Annotated in this window: 19 protein-coding genes; 11 read left to right on the forward strand and 8 right to left on the reverse strand. The window is 73.1% G+C overall.

The window, feature by feature from the left end; all coding sequences use genetic code 11:
* Positions 1 to 66: 66 nt before the first annotated feature.
* On the reverse strand, positions 67 to 858 hold the full coding sequence (locus AB0E02_RS12980; protein ID WP_030810261.1) for a metal-dependent hydrolase: 792 nt from the start codon (positions 856 to 858) through the stop codon (positions 67 to 69).
* Between the two features lie 741 nt (positions 859 to 1,599).
* Here AB0E02_RS12980 and AB0E02_RS12985 point away from each other — a divergent pair.
* Together AB0E02_RS12985 and AB0E02_RS12990 are read left to right on the forward strand one after the other, a co-directional pair.
* Positions 1,600 to 4,113, forward strand: a complete 2,514-nt coding sequence (locus tag AB0E02_RS12985; protein WP_362138271.1) for a DUF3516 domain-containing protein — start codon at positions 1,600 to 1,602, stop codon at positions 4,111 to 4,113.
* Positions 4,114 to 4,165: 52 nt separating this feature from the next.
* The gene (locus tag AB0E02_RS12990) at positions 4,166 to 5,029 is read left to right on the forward strand and encodes an acyl-CoA thioesterase II (RefSeq protein WP_362138273.1); all 864 of its coding nucleotides are present in this window, start codon (positions 4,166 to 4,168) and stop codon (positions 5,027 to 5,029) included.
* Here the strand turns inward: AB0E02_RS12990 and AB0E02_RS12995 are convergent.
* Positions 5,026 to 5,907: a DUF6397 family protein gene (locus AB0E02_RS12995; protein WP_362138275.1), complete on the reverse strand. Its 882-nt coding sequence runs from the start codon at positions 5,905 to 5,907 to the stop codon at positions 5,026 to 5,028. The genes AB0E02_RS12990 and AB0E02_RS12995 overlap by 4 nt on opposite strands.
* Positions 5,908 to 5,995: 88 nt before the next feature.
* Positions 5,996 to 6,403, reverse strand: a complete 408-nt coding sequence (locus AB0E02_RS13000; RefSeq protein WP_362138278.1) for a roadblock/LC7 domain-containing protein — start codon at positions 6,401 to 6,403, stop codon at positions 5,996 to 5,998.
* Positions 6,404 to 6,570: 167 nt separating this feature from the next.
* Here AB0E02_RS13000 and AB0E02_RS13005 point away from each other — a divergent pair, with 167 nt between their 5' ends.
* A complete protein-coding gene (locus AB0E02_RS13005; RefSeq protein WP_362138280.1) occupies positions 6,571 to 6,999 on the forward strand; it encodes a PPOX class F420-dependent oxidoreductase in 429 nt (142 codons plus the stop codon).
* A gap of 51 nt (positions 7,000 to 7,050) precedes the next feature.
* On the opposite strand, the gene AB0E02_RS13010 is transcribed toward AB0E02_RS13005, so the two are convergent.
* Positions 7,051 to 7,665, reverse strand: coding sequence for an ATP/GTP-binding protein (locus AB0E02_RS13010; protein WP_362138282.1), 615 nt, complete (start codon positions 7,663 to 7,665; stop codon positions 7,051 to 7,053).
* 248 nt (positions 7,666 to 7,913) lie between these two features.
* Here AB0E02_RS13010 and AB0E02_RS13015 point away from each other — a divergent pair, with 248 nt between their 5' ends.
* Both AB0E02_RS13015 and AB0E02_RS13020 read left to right on the forward strand, forming a co-directional pair.
* A complete protein-coding gene (locus tag AB0E02_RS13015; protein WP_362138284.1) occupies positions 7,914 to 9,401 on the forward strand; it encodes a cytosine permease in 1,488 nt (495 codons plus the stop codon).
* Complete coding sequence (locus AB0E02_RS13020; protein WP_362138286.1) at positions 9,398 to 10,009, forward strand: methyltransferase domain-containing protein; 612 nt, start codon at positions 9,398 to 9,400, stop codon at positions 10,007 to 10,009. Before AB0E02_RS13015 ends, AB0E02_RS13020 begins: the two co-directional genes overlap by 4 nt.
* Before the next feature lie 28 nt (positions 10,010 to 10,037).
* Here AB0E02_RS13020 and AB0E02_RS13025 read toward each other — a convergent pair whose 3' ends face one another.
* A complete protein-coding gene (locus AB0E02_RS13025; RefSeq protein WP_362138288.1) occupies positions 10,038 to 10,934 on the reverse strand; it encodes an oxygenase MpaB family protein in 897 nt (298 codons plus the stop codon).
* Positions 10,935 to 11,125: 191 nt separating this feature from the next.
* On the opposite strand from AB0E02_RS13025, the gene AB0E02_RS13030 reads away from it, so the two are divergent.
* Complete coding sequence (locus tag AB0E02_RS13030) at positions 11,126 to 11,908, forward strand: hypothetical protein (protein ID WP_362138290.1); 783 nt, start codon at positions 11,126 to 11,128, stop codon at positions 11,906 to 11,908.
* Positions 11,909 to 12,032: 124 nt separating this feature from the next.
* On the opposite strand, the gene AB0E02_RS13035 is transcribed toward AB0E02_RS13030, so the two are convergent.
* Complete coding sequence (locus AB0E02_RS13035; RefSeq protein WP_362138293.1) at positions 12,033 to 12,215, reverse strand: hypothetical protein; 183 nt, start codon at positions 12,213 to 12,215, stop codon at positions 12,033 to 12,035.
* Between the two features lie 199 nt (positions 12,216 to 12,414).
* Between AB0E02_RS13035 and AB0E02_RS13040 the strand changes: the two genes are divergently transcribed.
* The 4 genes from AB0E02_RS13040 (at position 12,415) to mmuM (ending at position 21,010) form a co-directional block, all read left to right on the forward strand.
* Entirely contained in the window at positions 12,415 to 15,366 is a 2,952-nt protein-coding gene (locus tag AB0E02_RS13040; protein ID WP_362138295.1) for a DEAD/DEAH box helicase, read from the forward strand.
* A complete protein-coding gene (locus AB0E02_RS13045) occupies positions 15,363 to 16,766 on the forward strand; it encodes an SWF or SNF family helicase (protein WP_362138297.1) in 1,404 nt (467 codons plus the stop codon). The genes AB0E02_RS13040 and AB0E02_RS13045 overlap by 4 nt, the downstream gene beginning before the upstream one ends.
* 191 nt (positions 16,767 to 16,957) lie before the next feature.
* Complete coding sequence (locus tag AB0E02_RS13050; protein ID WP_362138299.1) at positions 16,958 to 19,975, forward strand: glycoside hydrolase family 2 TIM barrel-domain containing protein; 3,018 nt, start codon at positions 16,958 to 16,960, stop codon at positions 19,973 to 19,975.
* A gap of 114 nt (positions 19,976 to 20,089) precedes the next feature.
* Positions 20,090 to 21,010, forward strand: a complete 921-nt coding sequence (gene mmuM, locus AB0E02_RS13055) for a homocysteine S-methyltransferase (RefSeq protein ID WP_362138301.1) — start codon at positions 20,090 to 20,092, stop codon at positions 21,008 to 21,010.
* A gap of 21 nt (positions 21,011 to 21,031) precedes the next feature.
* Here mmuM and AB0E02_RS13060 read toward each other — a convergent pair whose 3' ends face one another.
* Positions 21,032 to 21,841 carry a hypothetical protein gene (locus AB0E02_RS13060; RefSeq protein ID WP_362138303.1) on the reverse strand — a complete coding sequence of 270 codons (810 nt, stop codon included), beginning with the start codon at positions 21,839 to 21,841 and terminating at the stop codon, positions 21,032 to 21,034.
* Between the two features lie 135 nt (positions 21,842 to 21,976).
* On the opposite strand from AB0E02_RS13060, the gene AB0E02_RS13065 reads away from it, so the two are divergent.
* Positions 21,977 to 22,954, forward strand: a complete 978-nt coding sequence (locus AB0E02_RS13065) for an acetylxylan esterase (protein ID WP_362138305.1) — start codon at positions 21,977 to 21,979, stop codon at positions 22,952 to 22,954.
* A gap of 13 nt (positions 22,955 to 22,967) precedes the next feature.
* Here AB0E02_RS13065 and xylA read toward each other — a convergent pair whose 3' ends face one another.
* Positions 22,968 to 24,131: a xylose isomerase gene (xylA, locus tag AB0E02_RS13070; RefSeq protein ID WP_362138307.1), complete on the reverse strand. Its 1,164-nt coding sequence runs from the start codon at positions 24,129 to 24,131 to the stop codon at positions 22,968 to 22,970.
* Between the last annotated feature and the right edge of the window lie 68 nt (positions 24,132 to 24,199).

A 24,199-nucleotide genomic window follows, 5' to 3' on the forward strand; every position in this document is an offset into this window, starting at 1 on the left:
ACCGGACCGCTCCCCGCTTCTCTCCCCCGCCCCGCCCCCACCCCTCCACCCCCACCTCCGCCGCACTCAGATGAAGCCGAGCGCCCCCAGCCCGCCGAGTCCGCCCAGGAGCATGAACACCGGCATCAGGACCTTCAGTTCCACCCAGCTGCCGGCCTTGAACCGCATGGCCTTGGGTGGGCCGAGCGGGTACCAGCGCTTCCGGCCGATCGGGATCGGCCACAGGATGGGGCAGCCGGAAACCGTCAGGGCATCGCCGATGTCATGGACCAGCGCGCCGAGCACGATCGGCAGGCCCAGCCAGAGGTACTGCTGGCCGGGTTCGGTGAACAGCCAGTGCGCGCCGTTGCCCGGCTGGTCGAGGATGCCGGCCAGGATCCAGGCCGAGGCAGCACCGAGCAGCCACACCAGCACATCACTGGAGACCCGGGCGGCCCGCCACAGCAGCCCCTCGATCGCGAGCACCATATGGACGAAGAGGATGCCGAGCACCGCCCAGCGCCCGCCCCGCATCGCCAGCAGCGCCATGCCGCCGCCGACCAGCACGGCCCACACCCAGGTGTGGGTCAGCGTGCGGTGTCCACCGGAGCGGTTGGCGTCGCCGCGCATCTTGGTCGCCTTGTAGACGGCGTGCGAGATGTTGTCGACGACCTCGCACACCATCCGCGAGAGCGGCCCGAAGGCCCGCGAGATGGTCGCGGACTTGTGGTCGAGGTCCGGGGCGAGCGCCGCCCCGGCACAGATCAGGGCCCCGCAGACGAGCACCGGCCAGGGCATCGGATGTCCCGCGGCTGCGGCCGCCGCGCCCACCCCCAGCCAGGCCGCCGCCCCGGACAGCGAGTGCGCCGGTCCCATCATGGTTGTTCCCCACCCCTTGTTGTCGTGTTGTTGTCGTTGTCCGTGCTCGGCTTTTCCGGTGTTCGGCCCACGCCTCACGCCCGGCTCGTGCGTCATACCGGGCTCGCGCCTGGTGCCCGGCACGCCTCCCGTGCCGGGCGCGTAGTCGTGCCTGGCGCGGACGTCGTGCCCGGCACACCTCCCACGCACGGCACACCGCCCGAACCCGGCACACCTCCCGTGCCTGGCGCGGACGTCGCACCTGGCAGGTCCGTCATGCCATGCCTGGTACATCGGTCGTGCCTGGCTACTGCATCGCGCCCGTCGGTGTGTCGTGCCCGGTAGGTGTGTCGCGTCCGGCACGCTCACCGTCCGCGCTGCTGACGCCGGGTCGGCGACTCAGCGTAGCGGGAGATGATCTCCGTCCGGAGGCGGGGCCCCGTCCGGCGACCTGCACAACGGCCTGCCTGGGAGGACGACCAAAGAGAACGACCGCAGAAGACGACCACAGCGGATGCCACAGCGGACGGCCGCAGTGGATGGCGCCGTGGACGGCCGCAGCGGACGGCCGCAGTGAACGGACTCAGTGAACGGACTCGGAGGGACGGCCGCAGTGAACGGACTCAGAGGGACGGACTCAGAGGGTAGCCATCCCTCACGGAAGGTGAGCGGGCGGTGCCGGACCGTCCACGGGGGGTTCAGTTGATCTCCGTATGGGTTACCGGTTCTCTGATCCGGGGTGAAGACAGGCAGTATGGGGGCGTGACCCTCATCGATCATCTGCCGAACGACGCCGACCCCGATGCCCTCTTCGAAGCCTTTTCGGGCTGGGCCGAGCAGCAGGGGATCTCGCTCTACCCCGCCCAGGAGGAGGCGCTGATCGAGGTGGTCTCGGGGGCGAACGTGATCCTGTCGACCCCCACCGGCTCCGGGAAGAGCATGGTGGCGGCCGGCGCGCACTTCACCGCCCTCGCCCATGATCAGGTCACCTTCTACACCGCCCCGATCAAGGCGCTGGTGTCGGAGAAGTTCTTCGATCTGTGCAAGCTCTTCGGCACCGAGAACGTCGGCATGCTCACCGGCGATGCGTCGGTGAACGCCGACGCCCCGGTCATCTGCTGCACCGCCGAGGTCCTCGCCTCGATAGCGCTGCGGGACGGTAAGGACGCCGACATCGGCCAGGTCGTGATGGACGAGTTCCATTTCTATGCCGAGCCGGACCGCGGTTGGGCCTGGCAGATTCCGCTGCTCGAACTGCCGCAGGCGCAGTTCGTGCTGATGTCGGCGACGCTCGGCGACATGTCGCGGTTCGAGGAGGACCTCAACCGGCGCACCGGGCGGCCGACGTCGGTGGTGCGCTCGGCGACCCGGCCGGTCCCGCTGTCGTACGAGTACCGCACCACTGCTCTGACGGAGACGCTCACCGAGCTGCTGGAGACCCGCCAGTCCCCCGTCTACATCGTGCACTTCACGCAGGCCGCCGCCGTGGAGCGGGCGCAGGCCCTGATGAGCATCAATATGTGCACCCGCGCGGAGAAGGACCAGATCGCCGAGCTGATCGGCAACTTCCGGTTCACCACGAAGTTCGGCAAGAATCTGTCGCGGTACGTACGCCACGGCATCGGCGTGCATCACGCCGGGATGCTGCCGAAGTACCGCCGGCTGGTGGAGAAGCTCGCCCAGGCGGGCCTGCTGAAGGTCATCTGCGGAACGGACACCCTCGGCGTCGGCGTCAACGTCCCCATCCGGACGGTGCTGTTCACGGCACTGACCAAGTACGACGGGTCGCGGGTGCGAACGCTGCGGGCGCGGGAGTTCCACCAGATCGCGGGCCGGGCCGGGCGGGCCGGCTTCGACACCGCCGGCTTCGTCGTGGCGCAGGCGCCCGAGCACGTCGTGGAGAACGAGAAGGCGCTGGCGAAGGCCGGCGACGATCCGAAGAAGCGGCGCAAGGTCGTCCGCAAGAAGGCGCCGGAGGGTTTCGTCAACTGGGGCGAGAACACCTTCGAGAAGCTGATCGCGTCCGATCCGGAGCCGCTGACCTCGCGTTTCCGGGTGACCCACGCGATGCTGCTGTCGGTGATCGCCCGCCCGGGCAATGCCTTCGAGGGGATGCGCAAGCTGCTCGAGGACAACCACGAGCCGCGCAAGAACCAGCTGCGGCACATCCGGCGGGCCATCGCGATCTACCGGTCGCTGCTGGACGGCGGGATCGTCGAGCGGCTGGACAAGCCGGACGCGGAGGGCCGGATCGTCCGGCTGACCGTGGACCTGCAGCAGGACTTCGCGCTCAACCAGCCGCTGTCGACGTTCGCGCTGGCCGCCTTCGACCTGCTCGACCCGGAGTCGCCGTCCTACGCGCTGGACATGGTGTCGGTCGTGGAGTCCACGCTGGACGATCCGCGGCAGATCCTGGCCGCGCAGCAGAACAAGGCGCGCGGCGAGGCGGTGGCCCAGATGAAGGCCGACGGCGTCGAGTACGAAGAGCGCATGGAACGGCTCATGGACGTCGAGTACCCCAAGCCGCTGGAGGAGCTGCTCTTCCACGCGTACGGGCTGTACCGCAGGAGCCACCCCTGGGTGGGCGACCATCCGCTGTCGCCGAAGTCGGTCATCCGCGACATGTACGAACGCGCCATGACCTTCACGGAGTTCACCTCCTTCTACGAGCTGGCGCGCACCGAGGGCATCGTGCTGCGGTACCTCGCGAGCGCTTTCAAGGCGCTGGACCACACCGTGCCGGACGATCTGAAGTCGGAGGACTTCCAGGACATCATCGCCTGGCTGGGCGAGATGGTGCGGCAGGTGGACTCCAGCCTGCTGGACGAGTGGGAGCAGCTGGCCAATCCGGAGGAGGAGACGGCGGACCAGGCCCAGGAGCGGGCGGATCAGGTCCGGCCGGTCACGGCCAATGCGCGGGCCTTCCGGGTGCTGGTGCGCAATGCGATGTTCCGGCGGGTGGAGCTGGCGGCGCTGGACAAGGTCGAGGAACTCGGCGAGATGGACGCCGAGTCGGGCTGGGACGCGGACGCCTGGGGCGAGGCGATGGACGCCTACTGGGAGGAGTACGAGGACCTGGGCACCGGCCCGGACGCGCGCGGCCCGAAACTCCTGCAGATCGAGGAGGACGCCGAGCACGGGCTGTGGAAGGTGCGGCAGACTTTCGCCGACCCCAAGGGTGATCACGACTGGGGCATCTCCGCCGAGGTGGATCTGGCCGCCTCGGACGAGGAGGGGCGCGCGGTCGTGCGGGTCACGGACGTGGGTCAGTTGTGAGGCGACGGCTTCGCCCGAGGCCGCCGGGGCATGTGAGGGAGGGCCATCGGTCATGACCAATCCTGCGGAGAAGCTCGTCGACCTGCTGGATCTCGAACGGATCGAGGTGAACATCTTCCGCGGCCGCAGTCCGCAGGAGAGCCTCCAGCGGGTCTTCGGCGGGCAGGTCGCGGGCCAGGCGCTGGTCGCCGCCGGGCGGACCACCGACGGTGACCGCCCGGTGCACTCGCTCCATGCGTATTTCCTGCGCCCGGGCCGGCCCGGGGTGCCGATCGTGTACCAGGTCGAGCGGGTGCGTGACGGGCGTTCCTTCACCACGCGCCGGGTGGTCGCGGTCCAAGAGGGACGCACGATCTTCAATCTGACCGCCTCCTTCCACAAGCCGGAGCCCGGCTTCGAACATCAGTTGCCTATGCGTCGCGCGGTGCCCGACCCGGAGGGCCTCCCGACGGTCGTGGAGGAGGTCCGTGAGCATCTGGGCGGGCTGCCCGAGGCGTTGGAGCGGATGGCCCGTCGCCAGCCGTTCGACATCCGGTATGTCGACCGGCTGCGCTGGACGCCGGACGAGATCGAGGGTGCGGAGCCGCGCAGCGCGGTGTGGATGCGGGCGGTCGGGCCGCTGGGCGACGATCCGCTCGTGCACACCTGCGCGCTGACCTACGCCAGCGACATGACGCTGCTGGACGCGGTCCGCATCCCGATCGAGCCGCTCTGGGGTCCGCGCGGCTTCGACATGGCCTCGCTCGACCATGCGATGTGGTTCCACCGCCCGTTCCGCGCGGACGAGTGGTTCCTCTACGACCAGGAGTCCCCGATCGCCACCGGCGGCCGGGGCCTGGCCCGCGGGCGGATCTACGACCGCGAGGGCAGGCTGCTGGTCTCGGTCGTCCAGGAGGGCCTTTTCCGTCCTCACTAGGGACGTGCGAGCCCCTCCCAGGAGGGGCTGTTCCGGAAACCGGGTGGCTGACCCGGCCGGACGGCCAGCTCCACGGGGAACATCCGGCGGACCCGTCCCGGATCCTCTCTGCGGGCCTCTTCGAGGGCCCGGGCGAGATGGACGCGGTACCACAGGACCTCGTCGAACTCGTCGGCCGTCAGCACCCGTTCGCAAGCTTCCCGGGCCGCCGGAGTGGCGGTGATCATCGTCGCGAGAGTGGGCCGGAGCCGGCGCAGCACGGACCGCTCCAGGGGGTTGCCGACCACCGAGGCCAGTTCCTCCGGGGGCAGTACGGCGGCGATCACCGCGGCCGACTCCCAGGGGTCGTCGGTCTGCCCCATGAGCTGCGCGACCCGGCGGCTGCGCCACTGTCGGGCCCGCCAGTCCTGTCCGCCGTCGAGCATCACGCGCATCGCCGCGGGGGTGTTGCCCCGGAGCAGGTCCGGTTCACGGTCGGCGAAGTCGGCGACCTCCGACGCGAGATAGAGCCAGACCACCGCGCCGTAGCGGTTCACGTAGAACCGGACGGGCGCGAGGCAGCCGGCGCGGGTCAGGCGGAGCACCCGGCCCGGTCCGACGCCCATCTGCCGGGCGGCCTCGGTCGTGCCGACCGTGCGGATGCGCTCGCGGAGCGCCTCCGGGAAGCCGGGCTCGGCCTGGAGCCGGGCGATCTCCTCGGCCGGGACCCGGCGCCCGCCGAGGACTCCGGCGCCCGGTGGGTCGTCGGCGCTGCCGGGCGGCACCGTACGGACTTCTCCGAGCTGGACGGCGAGCTCGAACTCGCCGCTGCGCAGCTCCAGTTCATGGGCCGCTCGGCCCTTCGGGAGCGTCTGCTGCCCGTCACACATCACTGTCATGTCGTTCCCCCGCAACTCGGTCGGTCAGCGTCGATCACTGACAGTCACGACCATAGCCGCAGGCGGTGACAGTGCGTCAACCCCCGCCTCAGACCTGTGGATAACTCTCCGGCCGGCGCACCGCGACGCCCAGGTGCTCGCCGACGCGATGGACCAGCAGCGTCATCTCGTAGGCGATCTGCCCCAGGTCGGCGTCCGCGCCGGCCAGCACGCACAGGCAGCTGCCGTCCCCGGCCGCCGTCACGAACAGCACCCCGTCGTCGAACTCGATCATGGTCTGCCGGACCTGCCCGCCGCGGAAGTGCAGCGCCGATCCCTTGGCGAGGCTGTGCAGTCCCGAGGCGACCGCCGCGAGATGCTCGGCATCCTCCCGCCCCAGGCCCTCGCTCGCGCCGGTCACCAGCCCGTCGTTGGAGAGCACCAACGCGTGCCGTACCTTCTCCACCCGCTTGGTCAGGTCGTCCAGCAGCCAGTCGAGTCCGCTGCTCAATGCCATGTGACGCTTCCTCCCCGTGTCCCCGGCCGCGGTCCTGGCCGGACGGCAGCCCATGGTCCCTCCGCGGACTGCCGTGCCAGCCTGTCCCACCTCCGCCGTCTCGGCAAGCGGCCCGCGGCCCGGCGTGCCAGGCGGCGCCCGCGCCGACGCGCGGAGAGGATGTCGGCATGGCACACAAGATGACGAACGACGAGTGGCGCAGGTTCCTCTCCGAGGGCACCCGGACCGGAAAGCTGGCGACCGTGCGGGCGGACGGCAGCCCGCACCTCGCCCCGATCTGGTTCCTCCTGGACGGCGACGAGTTGGTGTTCAACACCGGTGCGGACACGGTCAAGGGACGCAATCTGGCCCGCGACGGCAGGCTCGCCCTGTGCGTCGACGACGACCGGCCGCCGTTCTCCTTCGTGACCGTGCAGGGCTCGGCGGAGATCAGCGACGACCTGGCCGACGTACGGCACTGGGCGACCCGGATCGCGACCCGTTACATGGGCGAGGACCGTGCGGAGGAATACGGCGCGCGCAACGGCGTGCCGGGCGAGGTGGTGGTGCGGGTCACGATCGACAAGGTCGTCGGACTCGCGGCGATCGCGGACTGAACCGGTGCGCGGCGCGGGCCCTCCGGGGGCCGCGCCCCGCCCGTCCGCAGGTCATCCCACCGGGGCCGGTGTCCGGGGGGAGTGCCGCCGGCCGGCGTGCTCGACGAGCCGGACCAGCACCTCCTTGCCGGAGTCGCGGTCCCGCGCGTCACAGAGGACGACCGGGGTGCCGCGGTCCAGATCCAGCGCGCGGGCCACCTCGTCCGCCCCGTAGGACCGCGTGTCGGCGAAGCAGTTGACGGCGACCAGGAACGGGATCGCTCGGCGCTCGAAGTAGTCGACCGCCGGGAAGCAGTCCTGCAGCCGGCGGGTGTCGGCGAGGACCACGGCGCCCAGCGCGCCCTCGGAGAGGTCGTCCCACAGGAACCAGAAGCGGTCCTGCCCCGGGGTGCCGAAGAGGTAGAGGGAGAGCCCCTCCCGGATGGTGATGCGGCCGAAGTCCATCGCCACGGTGGTGGTGGCCTTGGTGTCCACTCCCCCGGTGTCGTCCACCCCCTCCCCGGCCTCGCTGAGTCCTTCCTCGGTGCGCAGCGGGCGGATCTCGCTGACCGAGCCCACCAGGGTGGTCTTGCCCACCCCGAAACCGCCCGCGACTAAGATCTTCAGGGCCAGTTCGGGGCCGGGGCCCGGGGCTGCGCCCTCCGGGGTCCCTGGTGCGGCGTTCATCGGCCGTCTCCTTAAGGATGCGGGTCCTGCGCGTCACGGGGAATGCGGATGCACGGCTCGGCGAGGGGAGCCTTCGGCGGCAGAGCGCCGTCCGAAATCCATGGCGAGGACCGTACCGCCCACTGATCGGAATGTCCCCGAAATTGCCAAAGCCGCTCAGTCTTGCGATCAGGAAGCCCGGCGGCCTCCGTATCCGTGATAGACGGACCGGGCCGCCACTGCGGGGGCCGGTGCGGGATCATGTCCGCATGACGCAGCAGCAGTCGGAGGAGCGGACCGTCCCGTCCGCCGCGGCGGAGGTCTCCGCCGGTGCGGTCGAACGCCATGGCATCGATCCGGTGCCGGACACCGAGCGGCACGGCAGCCCCAGGTCGCTGTTCTGGCCCTGGGCCGCGTCCGGGCTCTCCCTGTTGTCCCTCGCCTACGGCGTCTACCTCATGGGCCTCGGTCTCAGCCCCTGGCAGGCGATCGCCTCCGGGGCGCTCGGCTATGTGCTCTCGTTCCTCCTGGTCGGGCTGATCTCGATAGCCGGGACGCGCACCGGTGCTCCCACCATGGCCATCGGCCGGTCCTCCTTCGGGCGGCAGGGCAACAAGCTGCCCACGCTGTTCAGCTACGTCTCCAACGTCGGCTGGGAGACCGTCCTGGTCGCGCTGTCCTCTCTGGGTGGCGCGGCGATCCTGGCGCGCGTCGCTCCCGGCGTCTTCGCCCGGGCCGACGCACGGACGCCGACAACTACGGCGCAGGCGCTGTGTTTTGCCGCGACGGCGGTGGTGGTCGTGGTGGTCGGCATCTACGGGCATGCGCTGATCATGCGGGTGCAGAAGTACCTGACCGCCGCGATCACCGCACTGACCGTGGTGTACCTGGTGCTGATGGCCGACCGCATCGACCTGTCCGCGCTGGGGCACGGCCGGGCGGGCGGCCTCGGCACGTTCGTCGGCGGCATCGTGTTCGCGATGACGCTGCTGGGCCTGGGCTGGGTCAACTGCGGTGCCGATTACAGCCGTTATCTGCCGCGGACGACCAGCGGGCGGGCGATCACGGGGTGGACCACGCTCGGCGGGGTGCTGCCGCCGCTGGTGCTGCTGGTGTTCGGGGTGGTGCTGAACGCCGGGGATCCGAAACTGGCCGGGGCGGCGGCCGCCGACCCGGTGGGGGCGCTCGCGGCCGAGCTGCCCACCTGGTTCCTGGTGCCGTATCTGCTCACCGCCATCGGGGGCTTCGCCTCCGGGGCGATCATGGACATCTACAGCTCGGGCATGTCGATGCTGGCCCTGGGCATTCCGATCCGGCGGCATCTGGCCGTTCTGGCGGACGGCGTGCTGATGGCTGCCGGCGGCTGGTACGTGCTGTTCGTTTCGCCCAGTTTCTTCGCGACCTTCCAGGCGTTCCTGGCCGTCATCGGGGTGGCGATGTCGGCCTGGTCGGCGGTGTTCCTGGTGGAGCAGTGGCGCCGCCGCCACACCGGCTTCGACCTGGTGCGGGTGAGGGCCCTGGGCCGGCCGGCGGTGTTCTCGCTCGGCGTGGGCACCGTCGTCGGGCTGGGCCTGATCACCTCCGCCGACCCCCACATCGCCACGGTGGTGGGCTTCCTGCTCACCGACGGCGCCGCGCGGGGCCCGCTGGGCGCCATGAACCTCGGCGTCGTGGTGGCCCTGCCCGTCGCCGGCGTGCTGTACGCCTGCACCGCATCGCTCGGTGCCCGTCGTCACACCTCTGGAGGAGACCGATGACCGACCACCACGGTGAGCGGCCGCACGAGGTGCGGGCGTTCTTCGGGCCGCGTGCCGCCGGCTGGGACGACAAGTTCCCCGACGACGGCCCCGCCTACGCCGCCGGCGTCGCCGAGCTGGGACTGCAACGGGGCGAGAAGGTGCTGGACGCCGGCTGCGGCACGGGCCGGGCGCTGCCGGCGCTGCGGGAGGCCGTGGGGCCGCAGGGGACGGTGCTGGGCGCCGATCTGACGCCCGAGATGCTGGCGGCCGCCGTACGGGCCGGGCGGGACCGCTGCGCGCCGCTGCTGCTCGCGGACGCGACGCGGCTGCCGCTGCCGGACGCCGCGCTGGACGCGGTCTTCGCCGCCGGGCTCATCTCCCATCTGCCGTACCCGGAGGCGGGCTTCGCCGAACTGGCCAGGGTCGTCCGGCCCGGTGGCCGGCTCGCGCTCTTCCACCCCATCGGGCGGGCCGCCCTCGCCGCGCGCAAGGGGCGGGCCGTGACACCCGACGACCTCCGGGCGGAGCCGAACCTGCGGCCCCTGCTCGCCCGCTGCGGCTGGGAGCTGATCCGGTACGAGGACCGGGACGCGCGCTATCTGGCGTTGGCGGTCCGCCGGGGTTGAGGCGCGGCCCGGCCCGTGGCATCCGGGGTCAGGAGGCCACCGGGCCCTCCCCGTGCGGGACCGGGCAGCCGCCGAGGCGCCGGGAGACCGGGAAGGTGCCGAGTTCGGCCACCCGGTAGCCGTTCGGGTAGCCCTTGATCTCGGGGTTCTGGCGGGCGTAGTGCGGGGTGCGGCGGGGCGGCAGCAGCCGGACGGCCTTCGCGCGCAGCTTCAGGGCGCCGCGCACCGTCTTCTGCAGCGCGGGAGCCGGCCGGTCGTAGCGGAAGGCGTCCAGCAGCGAGTCGTCCAGGAGGGCCATGCTCGCGCGGCGCACCATCGGGGCGAGCGGGCCGTACCAGCCGGCCATCAGGTCCAAGGTGGCGTCGGAGACCCGTCGTGCGCCCTCGTCCCAGCCGAAGTGCGCCGCCTCGTAGGCGTCGAGGCACTGCTCGAAGTCCTCGTAGGTGCACGGGAGTTCGGGAATGCCCATGTGGCGGCCGAGGGTGCGGTAGTAGGCGGCGACGGCACGCTGTTCGTGCGGGGTCAGCCGCCGCCAGCCGTAGGCGTCGAGCCAGCGCTTGGGCGTCACCACGAAGGTGCACAGGACATAGCGCATGTCCTCGTCGGAGATGTCGTAGCTGCGGTGCATCTGGTTGATGCGCCGGATGGCCGTCCGGCCGTCCTCGCCGTCGAAGCCGTGCTCCAGTACGGCGTCCAGGAGGAGGGCGGTGTCGTCGTAGCGCTTCTGCGTACGGTCCGTCAGTTCGGCGGTCTCGGCGAGCAGCCGGCCGATGCTCGGCACGGCGTAGGTGCGGTAGAGGGCCAGTTCCAGGGCGCGGGTCAGGTCCCAGGGGAACTCATGGGTGGCGATGATGCGGTAGATCGTTAAGCAGTCGCGCTCGGGATCGAGCCTGCGGATCTCCTTCAGCCAGTCGTAGCGCCGCACGTGACAACCGTCCTTCCCTCGCCGGAGCGCCCAGTCTAGGAGCGGCCCGGGAGCCCCGGCAGACCGGGCACACCACCTCCCCCCGACCCTGTAGGAAGGCATAAGCCCAGCGTAGGAGTGGTGACAAGCTCCCGACGGGGCAATTAAGGTGCGCCGACGTACTCCGCAAAGGTTGGGAAGGGGAGGTCCGCGTGCCCACGACCGAGAGCGCCGACAACGACCAGTTGTTCGTGCTGACGGCGGTGCTGCTGACGCCCGGGCAGTTCCCGAGCGTGCTCGGCGACGACTACCCCGAGGTGTGCGCGGGCCTCGGGCTCGAACCGTACGCCGAGGGCTACGGGCTGGTCCTCGGGCAGGACGGCGGCGGCGCCCGCTGGACGGTGGTGACCGAGGACGTGTCGCTGGTGGCCTGTGCCATCGCGGCGTGGGACTGCGGGATGGAGTACGACCTCTCGCCCGGGGAGGGCAGCATCGTCGCGGCGCTCCCGGGCTGGCCGCTGGCGCTCGCCGTGTCGGCGCCGGGGGTGCCGGCGCCGCATGATCCGGAGCGGCAGGAGGGTGAGCCGGCGCCCCTCTGCCCGCCGGACGCGGAGGAGTGGGGGCCGGCCCAACGGCGGCTCGGTGCGGACGAGATCGCGCTGCAGTGGGCGATGTGGCGCGAGCAGGTGGACGGTGAGGTGACGTTCGCGGAACCGGGGGACGCGGCGCACGAGGGGGTGCGCCGGGTGCTGAAGGAAGCGCGTGGCTATCTGGCGGAGCCGCCGCCGCCCGGGCGCGTGCGGTCGTCGTTCGCGGCGGGTGAGGCGCGCACGCTGCGGGTCGACGGGCCGGGCTGGAGCATGGTGGCGCGCACCGACGACATCGCGTTCGTGCTGCTGGACGAGGAGCCCGGCGAGGTGCATCCGGTGGGCCGGGGGCCCGAACTGCCCGGGCTGCTCTCCTCGCTGGACGAGCTGGCGGCCCGGCCGGTCTGAGCCGGCGCCCCGGCGCACCGCCGGCTGCCCGGGCCACCGAGGCGAGCCGTCGGCCGGTGAGCCGCCGGCCGGTCCGGGCCCCGGGCATGCCGGCCCACGGGGCCCGCCCGCCCCGCTTCCGGCGTCAGCGTCCGAGCTGTTTGTGGCCGACCCGGCGCAGGCGGCGGCGCTGGGAGGAGTCGAGGGCCAGATATGCGACGGCCGGGACTCCGACCATGACCAAGAGGGCCGCCCAGAAGGGCAGCAGCCACAGCAGGACCACTCCCACCGCGACGCCGCCGATCGCGACCTTCGCCTGTGTGGACATCCTTCACGTCCCTTCCGCGGCCGGTGCCGCGCTCTGTCGTACTCCATTGAACGCCGATTCCGCGCCGCGGGTTCCCTGTCGTGCCGCACGGGTTGCCGGGTGCGGCCCCGGGGAGTGCGCGTTCTTCGTTCGGGCCCGGCGTCCGGTACCCTCGGGCGCTCCAGGCGCCGGTAGTCAAACTTGAGGAGTTCGGGAACCTGTGACATCCACGCGTGCGGCCACCCCCGCTCAGCTCTCCGGGCTCGCCCGCTGCCCGGCGGTCTTCCTGCCGTCGGATCCACCCCGGGCCGGCCGGATCGCCTTCTGGCGTCCCGATGGTGAGCCGGTGGCGGCGGCCCTCACCGAGGAGGGCGCGCCGGACGGGAGCGGGCCCGTGGTGGAGCGGCTGAGCGTCGTACTGCCGGAGGAGGACGGCGGCGTCCAGGCCGGCGAGGTGCCGGCGCTGGTGCTGCCGGTGGCCGACGCGGTGCCCGTCCTCACCCGGTTGCGGGCCGGCCGGACCACCCATCCGGCGGCCGCCTTCTGGGGCGCCGCGGCGGTCCTCGCTCTCCAGCTGGCCGCCCGTGGCCGGCTGCTGCCCGGCGTGAGCCCGAAGGGCCACGACGCCTGGCGGCTGGGCCCGCTCGATGCGGCCGACATCGAACGGCTGCGGGAGCTCGCCGCCGCGATGCCGCCGTACGCACACGCCGTCCCGCTGCCGGGGACGGACCCGGTGGAGCTGCCCGAGCCGGAGCGGCACCTGCGGGCGTTCCTCGACGCGGTGGCGGACGGGCTGCCGCGCTCCCCCGCCGCCGCGCTGGCCACCGGGTCGCCCGCCTTCGCCGCGGCCGCGCCGCAGCACATCCCCCAACAGCGGGACTGGGCTGCGGACGTGGCCGCCGGCCATGACGCCGGCGTACGGATCTCCCTGCGGGTGGAGGCGCACGGCCTGGAGACGGACGCGGCGGTGGGCGGTCCGGTGGACGGGGCCACGCCGGCCCCGGCGAGCGAGGTCAGCTTCCGCGCGGTCCTGCAGGTGCACAGCCTCACCGATCCGGCCCTGGTGGCGGATGCCGCCGAGGTGTGGGCGGGGGCGTCGACGGCGGGGCAGGCGTTCGGTCCGCGGGCGCGGATGGACACCCTGCGCACGCTGCGCCGGGCGGCCGAGGTCTGGGCGCCGCTCGGCCCGTTGCTGTCGGCGGCGGTGCCCGACGCGCTGGATCTCGCCGACGAGGAGGTCGCCGAACTGCTCGGCCCGGCCTCCCGGGCGCTGGCCTCGGCCGGGGTGCAGGTCCACTGGCCGAAGGAGCTGGCGCGCACGCTGACCAGCCGCGCCGTGGTGGGGCCGCCCGATACCGAAGACCCGGTGGGCGGCCGGGAATCGGGGCCGCCCTCCTTGCTGTCCGCGGATGCCCTGCTCTCCTTCAGCTGGCGGTTCGCGGTGGGCGGCCAGGAGGTGGACCGGGCCGAACTGGACCGGCTGGCCGAGGCCGGGCGGCCGCTGGTGCGGCTGCGCGACCGGTGGGTGCTGATCGACCCGGAGGCCGTGCGGGCCGCCCGGGACCGGCAGGACCGTAAGGTCACCCCGCTCGACGCGCTCGGCGCCGCGCTCACCGGGAGCGCCGAGGACGGCGCCGGTGACCGGGTGGCGGTGCAGGCGACCGGGTGGCTGGCCGGGCTGCGCGACCGGCTCGCGGACCCGGAGGGCACCGACACCGGCCCCGTCAGCCAGCCGCCCGCGCTCCGCGCGACACTGCGCGACTATCAGCTGCGCGGCCTGGGCTGGCTGCACCGGATGACGTCGCTGGGACTGGGCGCCTGTCTCGCCGACGACATGGGGCTGGGCAAGACGATCACCCTCATCGCGCTGCATCTGCACCGGCAGGCCGACCCCGCGTCGGCCGGCCCGACGCTGGTGGTGTGCCCGACGTCGCTGATGGGCAACTGGCAGCGGGAGATCGAGAAGTTCGCGCCGGGCACCGCGGTGCGCCGCTTCCACGCCGGGCGCCGCAATCTGGCGGACCTGGCGGACGGCGAGTTCGTCCTCACCACCTACGGGACGATGCGGCTGGACGCCGGGAAGCTGGCGGAGGTGCCCTGGGGGCTGGTCGTCGCGGACGAGGCGCAGCACGTCAAGAACCCGTTCTCGGCGACCGCCAAGGCACTGCGGACCGTTCCGGGCAAGGCCCGGGTGGCGCTGTCCGGCACCCCGGTGGAGAACAACCTGACCGAGCTGTGGGCGATCCTGGACTGGACGACGCCCGGCCTGCTGGGGTCGCTGGGACGGTTCCGGACGCGGTATGCGCGGGTCGTCGAGGGCGGTCCGGCGGCGTCCCCCGAGGCGGCCGCGGCGGCCGGCCGGCTGGCCCGGCTGGTGCGGCCGTTCCTGCTGCGCCGGCGCAAGTCCGATCCGGGCATCGCGCCGGAGCTGCCGCCCAAGACGGAGACCGACCGTGCGGTGGCGCTGACCACGGAGCAGGCCGGGCTCTACGAGGCGGTGGTGCGCGAGGGGCTCGACGAGATCGCCGGGACGGACGGGTTCGCCCGCCGCGGGCTGGTGGTCAAGCTGCTCACCTCGCTCAAGCAGATCTGCAACCACCCCGCGCAGTTCCTCAAGGAGGAGCAGCCTCGGATCGGCGGCCGCTCGGGGAAGGTCGAGCTGCTCGACGAGCTGCTGGACACGATCCTCGCCGAGGGGGCGAGCGTGCTGGTGTTCACCCAGTACGTACGGATGGCGCGGCTGCTGGAAGGGCATCTGGCGGCGCGCGGCGTGGCCTCGCAACTTCTGCACGGCGGAACGACGGTGGCGCGCCGGGAGGAGATGGTGCGCCGCTTCCAGGACGGCGAGGTTCCGGTGTTCCTCCTGTCGTTGAAGGCGGCCGGCACCGGGCTCAACCTCACCCGGGCGGGCCATGTCGTGCACTTCGACCGCTGGTGGAACCCGGCCGTCGAGGCGCAGGCCACCGACCGCGCGTACCGCATCGGGCAGACCCAGCCGGTGCAGGTCCACCGCATGATCACGGAGGGCACGATCGAGGACCGGATCGCCGGCCTGCTCCTGCGCAAACAGCAGCTGGCGGACGCGGTGCTCGGCTCCGGCGAGGCCGCACTGACCGAACTCACCGACGCCGAGCTGGCGGACCTGGTCGCACTGCGAGGGAGCGAGCGATGACCGGACGAGGAGCGATGACGGGGCGATTCGAGGACAGTGACGACAGTGCCGCCAGTGACGACAATGACGGCGCCTACGGGGGCGACGCCCACGAGGAAGGCATAGCCGGGGAGGGTCCTCACGAAGACGCCCCGGACGCCGAGCGCACCTTCGCCGCGCTGCCGCCCGCCCAGGGCCGGGGCTTCGCCCGTACGTGGTGGGGGCAGGCGTGGCTCAAGGCGCTGGAGGACACCGCCCTGGACGGGCAGCAGCTGAAGCTGGGCCGGCGGCACGCCCGGGCCGGTGCGGTCGGTGCCGTCTCCGTGCGCCCGGGACGGCTGACCGCGGTCGTCCAGGACCGGGACCACACCCGGCACCGGTCCGACGTGCTCCTGCAGCGGCTGGACGACGACGCATGGGACCGCCTCCTCGATCTCGTCGCGGACCGGGCCGGGCACATCGCGGCACTGCTCGACCGGGACATGCCACCGGCGCTGGTGGAGGACGCGGCCGCGGCGGGCATCGAACTGCTGCCGGGCATCGGTGACCTGGAGGCGGAGTGCAGCTGCGGGGCGTGGGACCACTGCGCACATACGGCGGCGCTGTGCTATCAGGTGGCGCGGTTGCTGGACCAGGACCCTTTCGTGCTGTTGCTGGTGCGCGGCCGCGGCGAGCGGGGGTTGCTCGGGGAGTTGCAGGCGCGCAGCGCGGCCCGGGCGGCCACTCCCGCGGCGGCCGGGGTCCCGGCGCAGCCCGGGCCCGGCGCGGGCGTTCCGGCCGCCGAGGCGTACGCGGCGCGCGACATCCTGCCGCCGCTGCCGGCGCCGCCCCCGCCGGTCGACGGGCCGGGCGCCGCTCCGGTGCTCGGCGGCGGCACCCGGCCCGCGCCGGGGGTGGAGGTGGCGGCGCTGGAGTTCCTGATCGGGGACGCGGCGGCGCGCGCCCAGCGGTTGCTGGCGGACGCGCTCTCCCCCTGGCACGCGGACACTCCGCAGCCGCCCGCACTGACGCCTGGTCAGGACGCGGTGCGGCTGGCGGCGGCCGGTCCGGACCAGGTCGTATCCCGGCGGCTGGCGGCCGGTTCGGGGCGGGACGCACGCGGTCTGGCGCGGGCCGTACGCGCCTGGGAGCTGGGCGGTACCGCGGGGCTGGCGGTGCTGGAGGAGGAGTGGGCCCCGGATGCGGCGGCGCTGGCCCGGGCGGCCGACCGGCTCGCGGCCGCCTGGGACGACGACGGGACCCGGCCCCGGCTGCGGGCCACCGGCAACCGCTGGACGGTGATCGGCGGCGCCGCCCAACTGCGGTACGGGCGGGACGGCCGCTGGTGGCCGTACCGCAAGGAGCGCGGGCAGTGGGTGCCCGCCGGCCCGGCCTCGGACGATCCGGCGGCGGCGCTGGCGGAGGCGTCGGCGGAGGGCTGAGGCGGGGCCCCTCGGGGGCGGGGCGGGTCAGGTCCCGCCCCCCGAGGGGCCGTTCGCTCCCCGGGCGGCCGGGCCCGCGCAGAGCCCCCGGCCACCCGAATCCGGTCATCCGGCTGCGCCGTGCCCCCGCGCGTGATTCGCTGAGGGCGATCCCCCCAACGCCAGGCACGTCGCCCGCAGCAGGAGGACCAGTGACCGGGACTTCCCCGCACCCGCCGCAGCATGCGCCGCACGACCGGCCCCCGCCGCCGTCCGGCCGCCGGACGGAGCCCGCACCGGGCCGCCCGGGTCCGGCGGACGACCGGCTCCCGTACTACGAGGACCGTTCGCCGGGCCGGGGGACGCTGCCGCCGCGCGCCTGGTACGCGTCCTCGGACGCGCCACGGATGTCGCTGCACGGCACCTGGCGGTTCCGTCTCTCGCCGCGCGCCGACGCCGAGGACGAGGCGTTCGCCCGGCCGGACTTCGACGACAAGGAGTGGCACGAGCTGCGGGTGCCCGGCACCTGGGTGCTCAAGGGATTCGGCGCCCCCGTGTACACCAACACCGCCTATCCCTTTCCGGTGGACCCGCCGCGGGTGCCGGACGAGAACCCGACCGGTGACCACCGGCAGGTGTTCGATCTGCCGGAGGGCTGGGGCGAGGGGCCGGCCGTGCTGCACTTCGGCGGGGTGGAGTCCTGCGCCCGGGTCTGGCTCAACGGGCAGGAACTGGGGCACTTCCAGGGCAGCCGGCTGCCGCACGAGTTCGAGGTGGGGCAGTTGCTGCGGCCGCACGGCAATGTGCTGGCGGTGCGGGTCCACCAGTGGTCGGCCGGCAGCTATCTGGAGGACCAGGACCAGTGGTGGCTGCCCGGGATCTTCCGGAACGTCTCGGTCCACCGGCGTCCGGAAGGGTCGGTCGCCGACCACTTCGTCCATGCCGGATTCGATCACCGTACGGGCCGTGGCACCCTGCGGGTGGAGTGCACCCCGGCCGGGCGGGTGACCGTACCGGAGCTCGGGCTGGACCTGGCGACCGGGGAGAGCGCGACGGTGCCGGTGCAGCCCTGGACGGCCGAGGAACCCCGGCTGTACACCGGCGAGTTGGTCACCTCCGGGGAGACCGTCCCGCTGCGGATCGGGTTCCGTACGGTGTGCGTCGAGGACGGGCTGCTGAAGGTCAACGGCCGGCGGATCCTGCTGCGCGGCGTCAACCGGCACGAATTCCATCCGCGGTACGGACGCACCGTGGGGCCCGAGGTGATGCGCCAGGACCTGCTGATGATGAAGCAGCACAACATCAACGCGGTGCGCACCAGCCACTATCCGCCGCACCCGGCGTTCCTGGACCTCTGCGACGAGCTGGGGCTGTGGGTCGTCGACGAGTGCGATCTGGAGACGCACGGGTTCGGGCAGCAGGGCTGGCGGGACAATCCGGTCGACGACCCGCGCTGGGAGCCGGCGCTGCTGGACCGGGCCCGCCGGATGGTCGAACGGGACAAGAACCATCCCAGCATCGTGCTGTGGTCGCTGGGCAACGAGTGCGGGACGGGCCGCGGGCTGTCCGCCATGGCCGGGTGGATGCGCGAGCGCGATCCGTCCCGTCCGCTGCACTACGAGGGCGATCGCAGCTGCGCCGACACCGACGTCTACTCCCGGATGTACGCCGATCACGCCGAGGTGACGCGGATCGGCCGGCGCACCGAGGCGCCGCTGGACGACCCCGCGCTGGACGCCCGGCGCCGCCACCTCCCGTTCCTCCTCTGCGAGTACGCGCACGCGATGGGCAACGGTCCGGGCGGTCTCGGTGAGTACCAGCGGCTGTTCGAGACCTACGAGCGCTGTCAGGGCGGCTTCGTGTGGGAGTGGATCGACCACGGGCTGCGGCAGCGGACGCCGGACGGCGAGGTGTACCACGCCTACGGCGGCGACTTCGGTGAGGAACTGCACGACGGGAACTTCGTCTGTGACGGCCTGGTGCTGCCGGACCGGACGCCGTCGCCGGGGCTGGTCGAGTTGAAGAAGGTCGTCGAGCCGGTGCGGATAGAGGCCGGGCCCGACCGTGACGACGGCAGGCAGACGGTCCGGATCACCAATCTGTACGACTTCGCCGGGCTCGGGCACCTTTCGTTCCTGTGGCGCTACGAGGTGGAGGGCAACCCGTGCGGCAGCGGGTGGCTGGAGCTGCCCACGCCGCCACCGGGCGAGTCGGTCGTGACGGCGCTGCCGGACATGGCGGAGGAGCGGGACGAGGGCCGGGAGGCCTTCTGGACGGTGCGGGCCGTACTGGCCGGGGACACCGCCTGGGCACCGGCCGGGCACGAGGTGGCGTGGGGCCAGTTCCGGGCCGTACCGCGCCCGGCGTACGTGCCTCCGGTGCCCACCGCCACCCCGCGCCGCGGCGAGGGCAATGTGCTCGTCCTCGGGCCGGGCACCTTCGACGCCACGACCGGGACGCTGGACTATCTGGACGGGGTGCGGATCGGCGGCCCCCGGCTGCACGTCTGGCGGGCGCCGACCGACAACGACGAGGCCGCGCCCTGGCAGCCCGGGCCGCGGCCGGCCACCGAATGGCGCCGGCTCGGCCTGCACCGGATGCGGCACCGCGTGGACGCCGTCGGACCGGACGGGCCCGCCCTGGTGGTGCGGACCCGGGTGGCCGCGGCCGGTTCCCCGCTCGCGCTGCGCGCGGTCTACCGGTGGACGGCCCGACGCGACCTGCTGCGGCTGGAGTTGGCGGTCGATCCGGAGGGCGACTGGCCGGTTCCGCTGCCCCGGCTCGGGGTGCGGATGGCGGTGTGCGGGAGCCTGGGGCGGGCACAGTGGTACGGCGGCGGGCCCGGTGAGGGCTATCCGGACACCCGGGCGGCGGTCCGCACCGGTCGCTGGTCGCGGTCGGTGGAAGAGCTGCAGACGCCGTACGTCCGGCCGCAGGAGAACGGTTCCCGGCCCGGTGTGCGCCGGCTGGAACTGACCCGGTCGGACGGTTCGGGCCTCCGGGTCGAGGGAGACCCGGACTTCGCCTTCGCCGCCCGCCGCTGGTCCGACGAGGAGCTGACCGCGGCCCGGCACACCCCGGACCTGCGGCCGGGCGACGTCCTGTGGCTGCATCTCGACCACGCCCAGCACGGCATCGGCAGTCAGTCGTGCGGGCCGGGGGTGCTGCCGCAGTACCGGCTGACGGCGGCTTCGGCACGGTTCTCGTTCGTCTTCGCCTCGCTGCCCTGAGCGGCCTCGGGTCTTGCCGTCGGCGCAGGTCACGGGCGTTGTCAGTGGGCGGGGCTACGATCCGAAGGAGCTGGGAAAAGGTCCGCCCGGCAGCACACGAGGAGGGTTCGCACCATGGCCAGCACGGTCCCGACGCTCGCCGACGCCCTCGCCGCGGGGCCGGTGGTCCTCGACGGCGGGCTGTCCAACCAACTGGAGGCCGCCGGGCACGACCTGAGCGACGAGCTGTGGTCGGCGCGGCTGCTGGCCGAGGAGCCGGAGGCGGTGGTGCGGGCGCATCTGGCGTACTACGAGGCGGAGGCGCGGGTCGCGATCACGTCCAGCTACCAGGCGACGTTCGAGGGGTTCGCGCGGCGCGGCATCGGCGCCGAGGAGGCCGCGGAGCTGTTCGGGCGGAGCGTCGCGCTGGCCCGCGAGGCGGCCGGCCGGGCGCGGGCGGGCGGCGCCCCCGGACCGCTGTACGTGGCCGCCTCGGCGGGTCCGTACGGCGCGATGCTGGCGGACGGTTCCGAGTACCGCGGCCGGTACGGCCTGTCGGTGGCGGAGCTGGAGCGCTTCCACCGGCCGCGGCTGGAGGTGCTGGCGGCGGCCGGCCCCGACGTGCTGGCGCTGGAGACGGTGCCGGACGCCGACGAGGCCCGGGCGCTGCTGCGGGCGGTGCGCGGGCTGGGCGTGCCGGCGTATCTGTCGTACAGCGTCGCCGGCGACACCACCCGGGCCGGACAGCCGCTGGCCGAGGCGTTCGCCCTCGCGGCGGAGGTGGACGAGGTGATCGCCGTGGGGGTGAACTGCTGCGCGCCGGACGACGCGGACCGGGCGGTGCCGCTGGCCGCGCAGGTCACCGGCAAGCCGGTGGTGGTGTATCCGAACAGCGGCGAGCGCTGGGACGCCGAGGCGCGGACGTGGTGCGGCATACCGGAGTTCACCGCCGGCCGGGTCGCCGGCTGGGTCGCGGACGGCGCCCGGCTGATCGGCGGCTGCTGCCGGGTCGGGCCGGACGCCATCGCGCAGCTGGCGGCCGGCCTCGGCCGCTGACACGCATCGGTCGGGCGGTGCTCAGGACAGCGGCTTGGTGAGCTTCCGGGTGTTGCTGCGGTTGCCCATCAGGCTGCAGCTGACGGTCTTGATGCCGAGCTTGTAGCCCTTGAGGTTGGGGTACTGCACGTAGGTTCCCTCGGCGGTGCCGGTGGGCTGGCGGGAGGCCTTGCGCTCCAGCTCGTCCCGGCACAGCGACGACGCCTTGTCCTGGATGTCGGAATCGCTGGTCAGGCCCTCGCCGAGGCGGTGGGTGGTGACGATCTCGGCGTCGTGCGGGCTGTTGCAGGAGGCCTCGGTGTTGTTGCCACTGCCGCCCGGGTCCAGGTCGTAGCAGTCGCCGACCTTCTGCAGGTAGAAGGGGCTCGTGCCGGCGGAAGGGCTGGGCGAGCTCTCGGGGTCGCCGCTGGGCGAGGCGTAGGGGTCGTCGGAGGGGGTGGCGGAGGCGCTCTCGGACGGGGTGGCGGAGGCGCTCGAACTGGACGACGGCTGGGCGCGGTTGTTGCCGCTGTCGTCGCTGTTGGCGATCACGATGACGGCGATGACGGCGGCCAGCACGACCGCGCCACCGCCGATGATGGCGGCGATGAGCTTGCCGTTGCCGCCGCCGTTGGGCGGGCCGGGGGGCTGCTGCCAGCCGCCGGGGCCGCCCGGGCCACCCGGGCCCGGAGGGCCGTAGCCGCCCGCGGGCGGACCGAAGCCACCGGGGGCCTGGTTGCCGCCGGGCGGCGGGCCGTATCCGCCGGCCGGCGGTCCGAACCCGCCCGGGTTGCCGGGGGGCGGCTGGTTCGGCGGGTGCGGCTGGCCGGGCGGCGGGGGCGGAAAGCTCATAACGGAAATGATCGCTTCTTTACTGGGGTTCACGGGACGCGGTGACCAACCTGGAACACTTCCGGTCTGAAATGTCCGCCTGCTGGGCACCGTTGGCGACAGGCAGCAAGCCACCCTACGGCCCGGAGGTTCTGCGTGTTCACCGACCTACCGCTGGACGAACTGCGCACCTATCGCCCCCCGTTGCCCGAGCCGCCCGGATTTGACGCGTTCTGGGAGCGCACGCTCGCCGAGGCGCGCGCCCATGACCTGGCCGCGCGGTTCACCGCGCTCGACGCCGGGCTGGCCCTGTTGCGCACCTATGACGTGGAGTTCTCGGGCTTCGGCGGGCACCGGATCCGTGGCTGGTTCCTGATCCCGCGGACGGCCGCCGGGCCGCTGCCGTGCATCGTGCAGTACCTCGGTTACGGCGGTGGCCGGCGCCGGCCGCACGACTGGCTGCTGTGGCCCGCGGCGGGCTACGCCACCCTGGTCATGGACGTCCGCGGCCAGAGCGGCCCGGACCGCCCCGGTGACACCCCCGACCCGGCCGGCTACCGCAACCCGGGCGTTCCCGGCCGGCTGACCCAGGGCCTGCTCGATCCCGACGACCACTACTACCGGCGGCTGTTCACCGATGCGGTACGGGCCGTGGAGGCCGCGCGCGGCCACGCGGAGGTGGACGAGGAGCGGATGGTGGTCGCCGGTCACAGCCAGGGCGGGGCGCTCGCCCTGGCTGTGACCGGCCTGGCCCCGGGCCTGGCCGGGGCCCTGATCGACGCGCCCTTCCTGACGCACATCCGCCGCGCCGTCGAGGTCACCGACGCCGGCCCGTACGGCGAGCTCGGCCGCTACTTCGCCGGCGCCCGGGACCACGTCGACCGGGCCCTGGCGACCCTGGACCACTTCGACGGGCTGAACTTCGCGGTCCGGGCCGCCGCACCGGCGCTCTTCGCGACCGCGCTGCGCGACGACGTGGTGCCGCCGTCCACCGGCTTCGCCGCGTACCACCACTACGCGGGCGAGAAGGAACTGAAGGTGTGGCGGTTCAACGCCCACGAAACCGGCGGCACCGACCAGCGCACCGCCGAACTCGCCTTCGTCCGCCGGCTCTTCGGGCGGCCGGCGGCCTGACCGGCCGGCCGGTTCAGGACGCGCCGAGCAGGTGGTCCAGGGCCAGCTGGTCCAGGTGCTCGAAGGCCATCCCGCGGGCGGCGGCCGCCTCCGGCCGGAAGGTCTCGTAGGCGGTGGGATCGGCGAGCAGCCCGGCCAGGCCGTCCTCGGCGGTGGGGCGGGCCAGCTCGGGCAGCCGGGCGGCGCGCAGTGCGTCCTGGACGGCCGGGTCGGCCCGGAAGGCCGCGGCGCGCTCCTTGAGGATCAGGTAGTTGCGCATGCAGCCGGCGGCGGAGGCCCAGACGCCGTCGAGGTCCTCGGTACGCGGCGGTTTGAAGTCGAAGTGCCGGGGCCCGTCGTAGCCGGCCGTCTCCAGCAGGTCGACGAGCCAGAACGCGGCGCGCAGGTCGCCGGCGCCGAAGCGCAGGTCCTGGTCGTACTTGACGCCGCTCTGGCCGTTGAGGTCGAGGTGGAAGAGCTTGCCCTGCCAGAGGGCCTGGGCGATGCCGTGCGGGACGTTGAGGCCGGCCATCTGCTCGTGGCCGACCTCCGGATTGACGCCGAAGAGGTCGGGGCGTTCGAGGCGGCCGATGAAGGCGAGGGCGTGGCCGACGGTGGGCAGCAGGATGTCGCCGCGCGGCTCGTTGGGTTTGGGCTCGATGGCGAACCGCAGGTCGTAGCCCTGCTCGACGACGTACTGGGCGAGCAGGTCGAAGGCTTCCTTGAGCCGGTCGAGGGCGGCCGCCACATCCTTGGCGGCGCCGGACTCCGCGCCCTCCCGGCCGCCCCAGGCCACATAGGTGTGGGCGCCCAGTTCGGCGGCGAGGTCGATGTTGCGGAGCGTCTTGCGCAGCGCGAAGCGGCGGACGTCGCGGTCGTTGGCGGTGAAGGCGCCGTCCTTGAACACCGGGTGGGTGAAGAGGTTGGTGGTCGCCATCGGGACGACCAGGCCGGTGCCGTCCAGCGCCTGGCGGAAGCGTTTGACGGCCGTCTCGCGCCGGATGTCGTCGGCGCCGAACGGGATCAGGTCGTCGTCGTGGAAGGTCACGCCGTACGCGCCGAGCTCCGCGAGGCGGTGCACGGTCTCGACCGGGTCCAGGGCGCGGCGGGTGGCGTCCCCGAAGGGGTCGCGGCCCTGCCAGCCGACGGTCCACAGACCGAAGCTGAATTTGTCCCCGGGCACCGGCTCACAACGCATCGCATCTCCCTCGGCCATTTCGTCAAGGCACTTTACAAATTCCGCGGCGGCCAAACTAATATGCGGCG

The sequence above is a fragment of the Streptomyces sp. NPDC048196 genome (assembly GCF_040652715.1).
Taxonomy (GTDB): domain Bacteria; phylum Actinomycetota; class Actinomycetes; order Streptomycetales; family Streptomycetaceae; genus Streptomyces; species Streptomyces siderophoricus.

Excerpts from the sequence above, each read along its gene's own strand:
- AB0E02_RS12980 (WP_030810261.1), bottom strand. The coding sequence starts at position 858 with ATGATGGGACCGGCGCACTCGCTGTCCGGGGCGGCGGCCTGGCTGGGG.
- AB0E02_RS12990 (WP_362138273.1), top strand. The coding sequence starts at position 4,166 with ATGACCAATCCTGCGGAGAAGCTCGTCGACCTGCTGGATCTCGAACGG.
- AB0E02_RS12995 (WP_362138275.1), bottom strand. The coding sequence starts at position 5,907 with ATGACAGTGATGTGTGACGGGCAGCAGACGCTCCCGAAGGGCCGAGCG.
- AB0E02_RS13000 (WP_362138278.1), bottom strand. The coding sequence starts at position 6,403 with ATGGCATTGAGCAGCGGACTCGACTGGCTGCTGGACGACCTGACCAAG.
- AB0E02_RS13005 (WP_362138280.1), top strand. The coding sequence starts at position 6,571 with ATGGCACACAAGATGACGAACGACGAGTGGCGCAGGTTCCTCTCCGAG.
- AB0E02_RS13010 (WP_362138282.1), bottom strand. The coding sequence starts at position 7,665 with ATGAACGCCGCACCAGGGACCCCGGAGGGCGCAGCCCCGGGCCCCGGC.
- AB0E02_RS13015 (WP_362138284.1), top strand. The coding sequence starts at position 7,914 with ATGACGCAGCAGCAGTCGGAGGAGCGGACCGTCCCGTCCGCCGCGGCG.
- AB0E02_RS13020 (WP_362138286.1), top strand. The coding sequence starts at position 9,398 with ATGACCGACCACCACGGTGAGCGGCCGCACGAGGTGCGGGCGTTCTTC.
- AB0E02_RS13035 (WP_362138293.1), bottom strand. The coding sequence starts at position 12,215 with ATGTCCACACAGGCGAAGGTCGCGATCGGCGGCGTCGCGGTGGGAGTG.
- AB0E02_RS13045 (WP_362138297.1), top strand. The coding sequence starts at position 15,363 with ATGACCGGACGAGGAGCGATGACGGGGCGATTCGAGGACAGTGACGAC.
- mmuM (WP_362138301.1), top strand. The coding sequence starts at position 20,090 with ATGGCCAGCACGGTCCCGACGCTCGCCGACGCCCTCGCCGCGGGGCCG.
- AB0E02_RS13060 (WP_362138303.1), bottom strand. The coding sequence starts at position 21,841 with ATGAGCTTTCCGCCCCCGCCGCCCGGCCAGCCGCACCCGCCGAACCAG.
- xylA (WP_362138307.1), bottom strand. The coding sequence starts at position 24,131 with ATGCGTTGTGAGCCGGTGCCCGGGGACAAATTCAGCTTCGGTCTGTGG.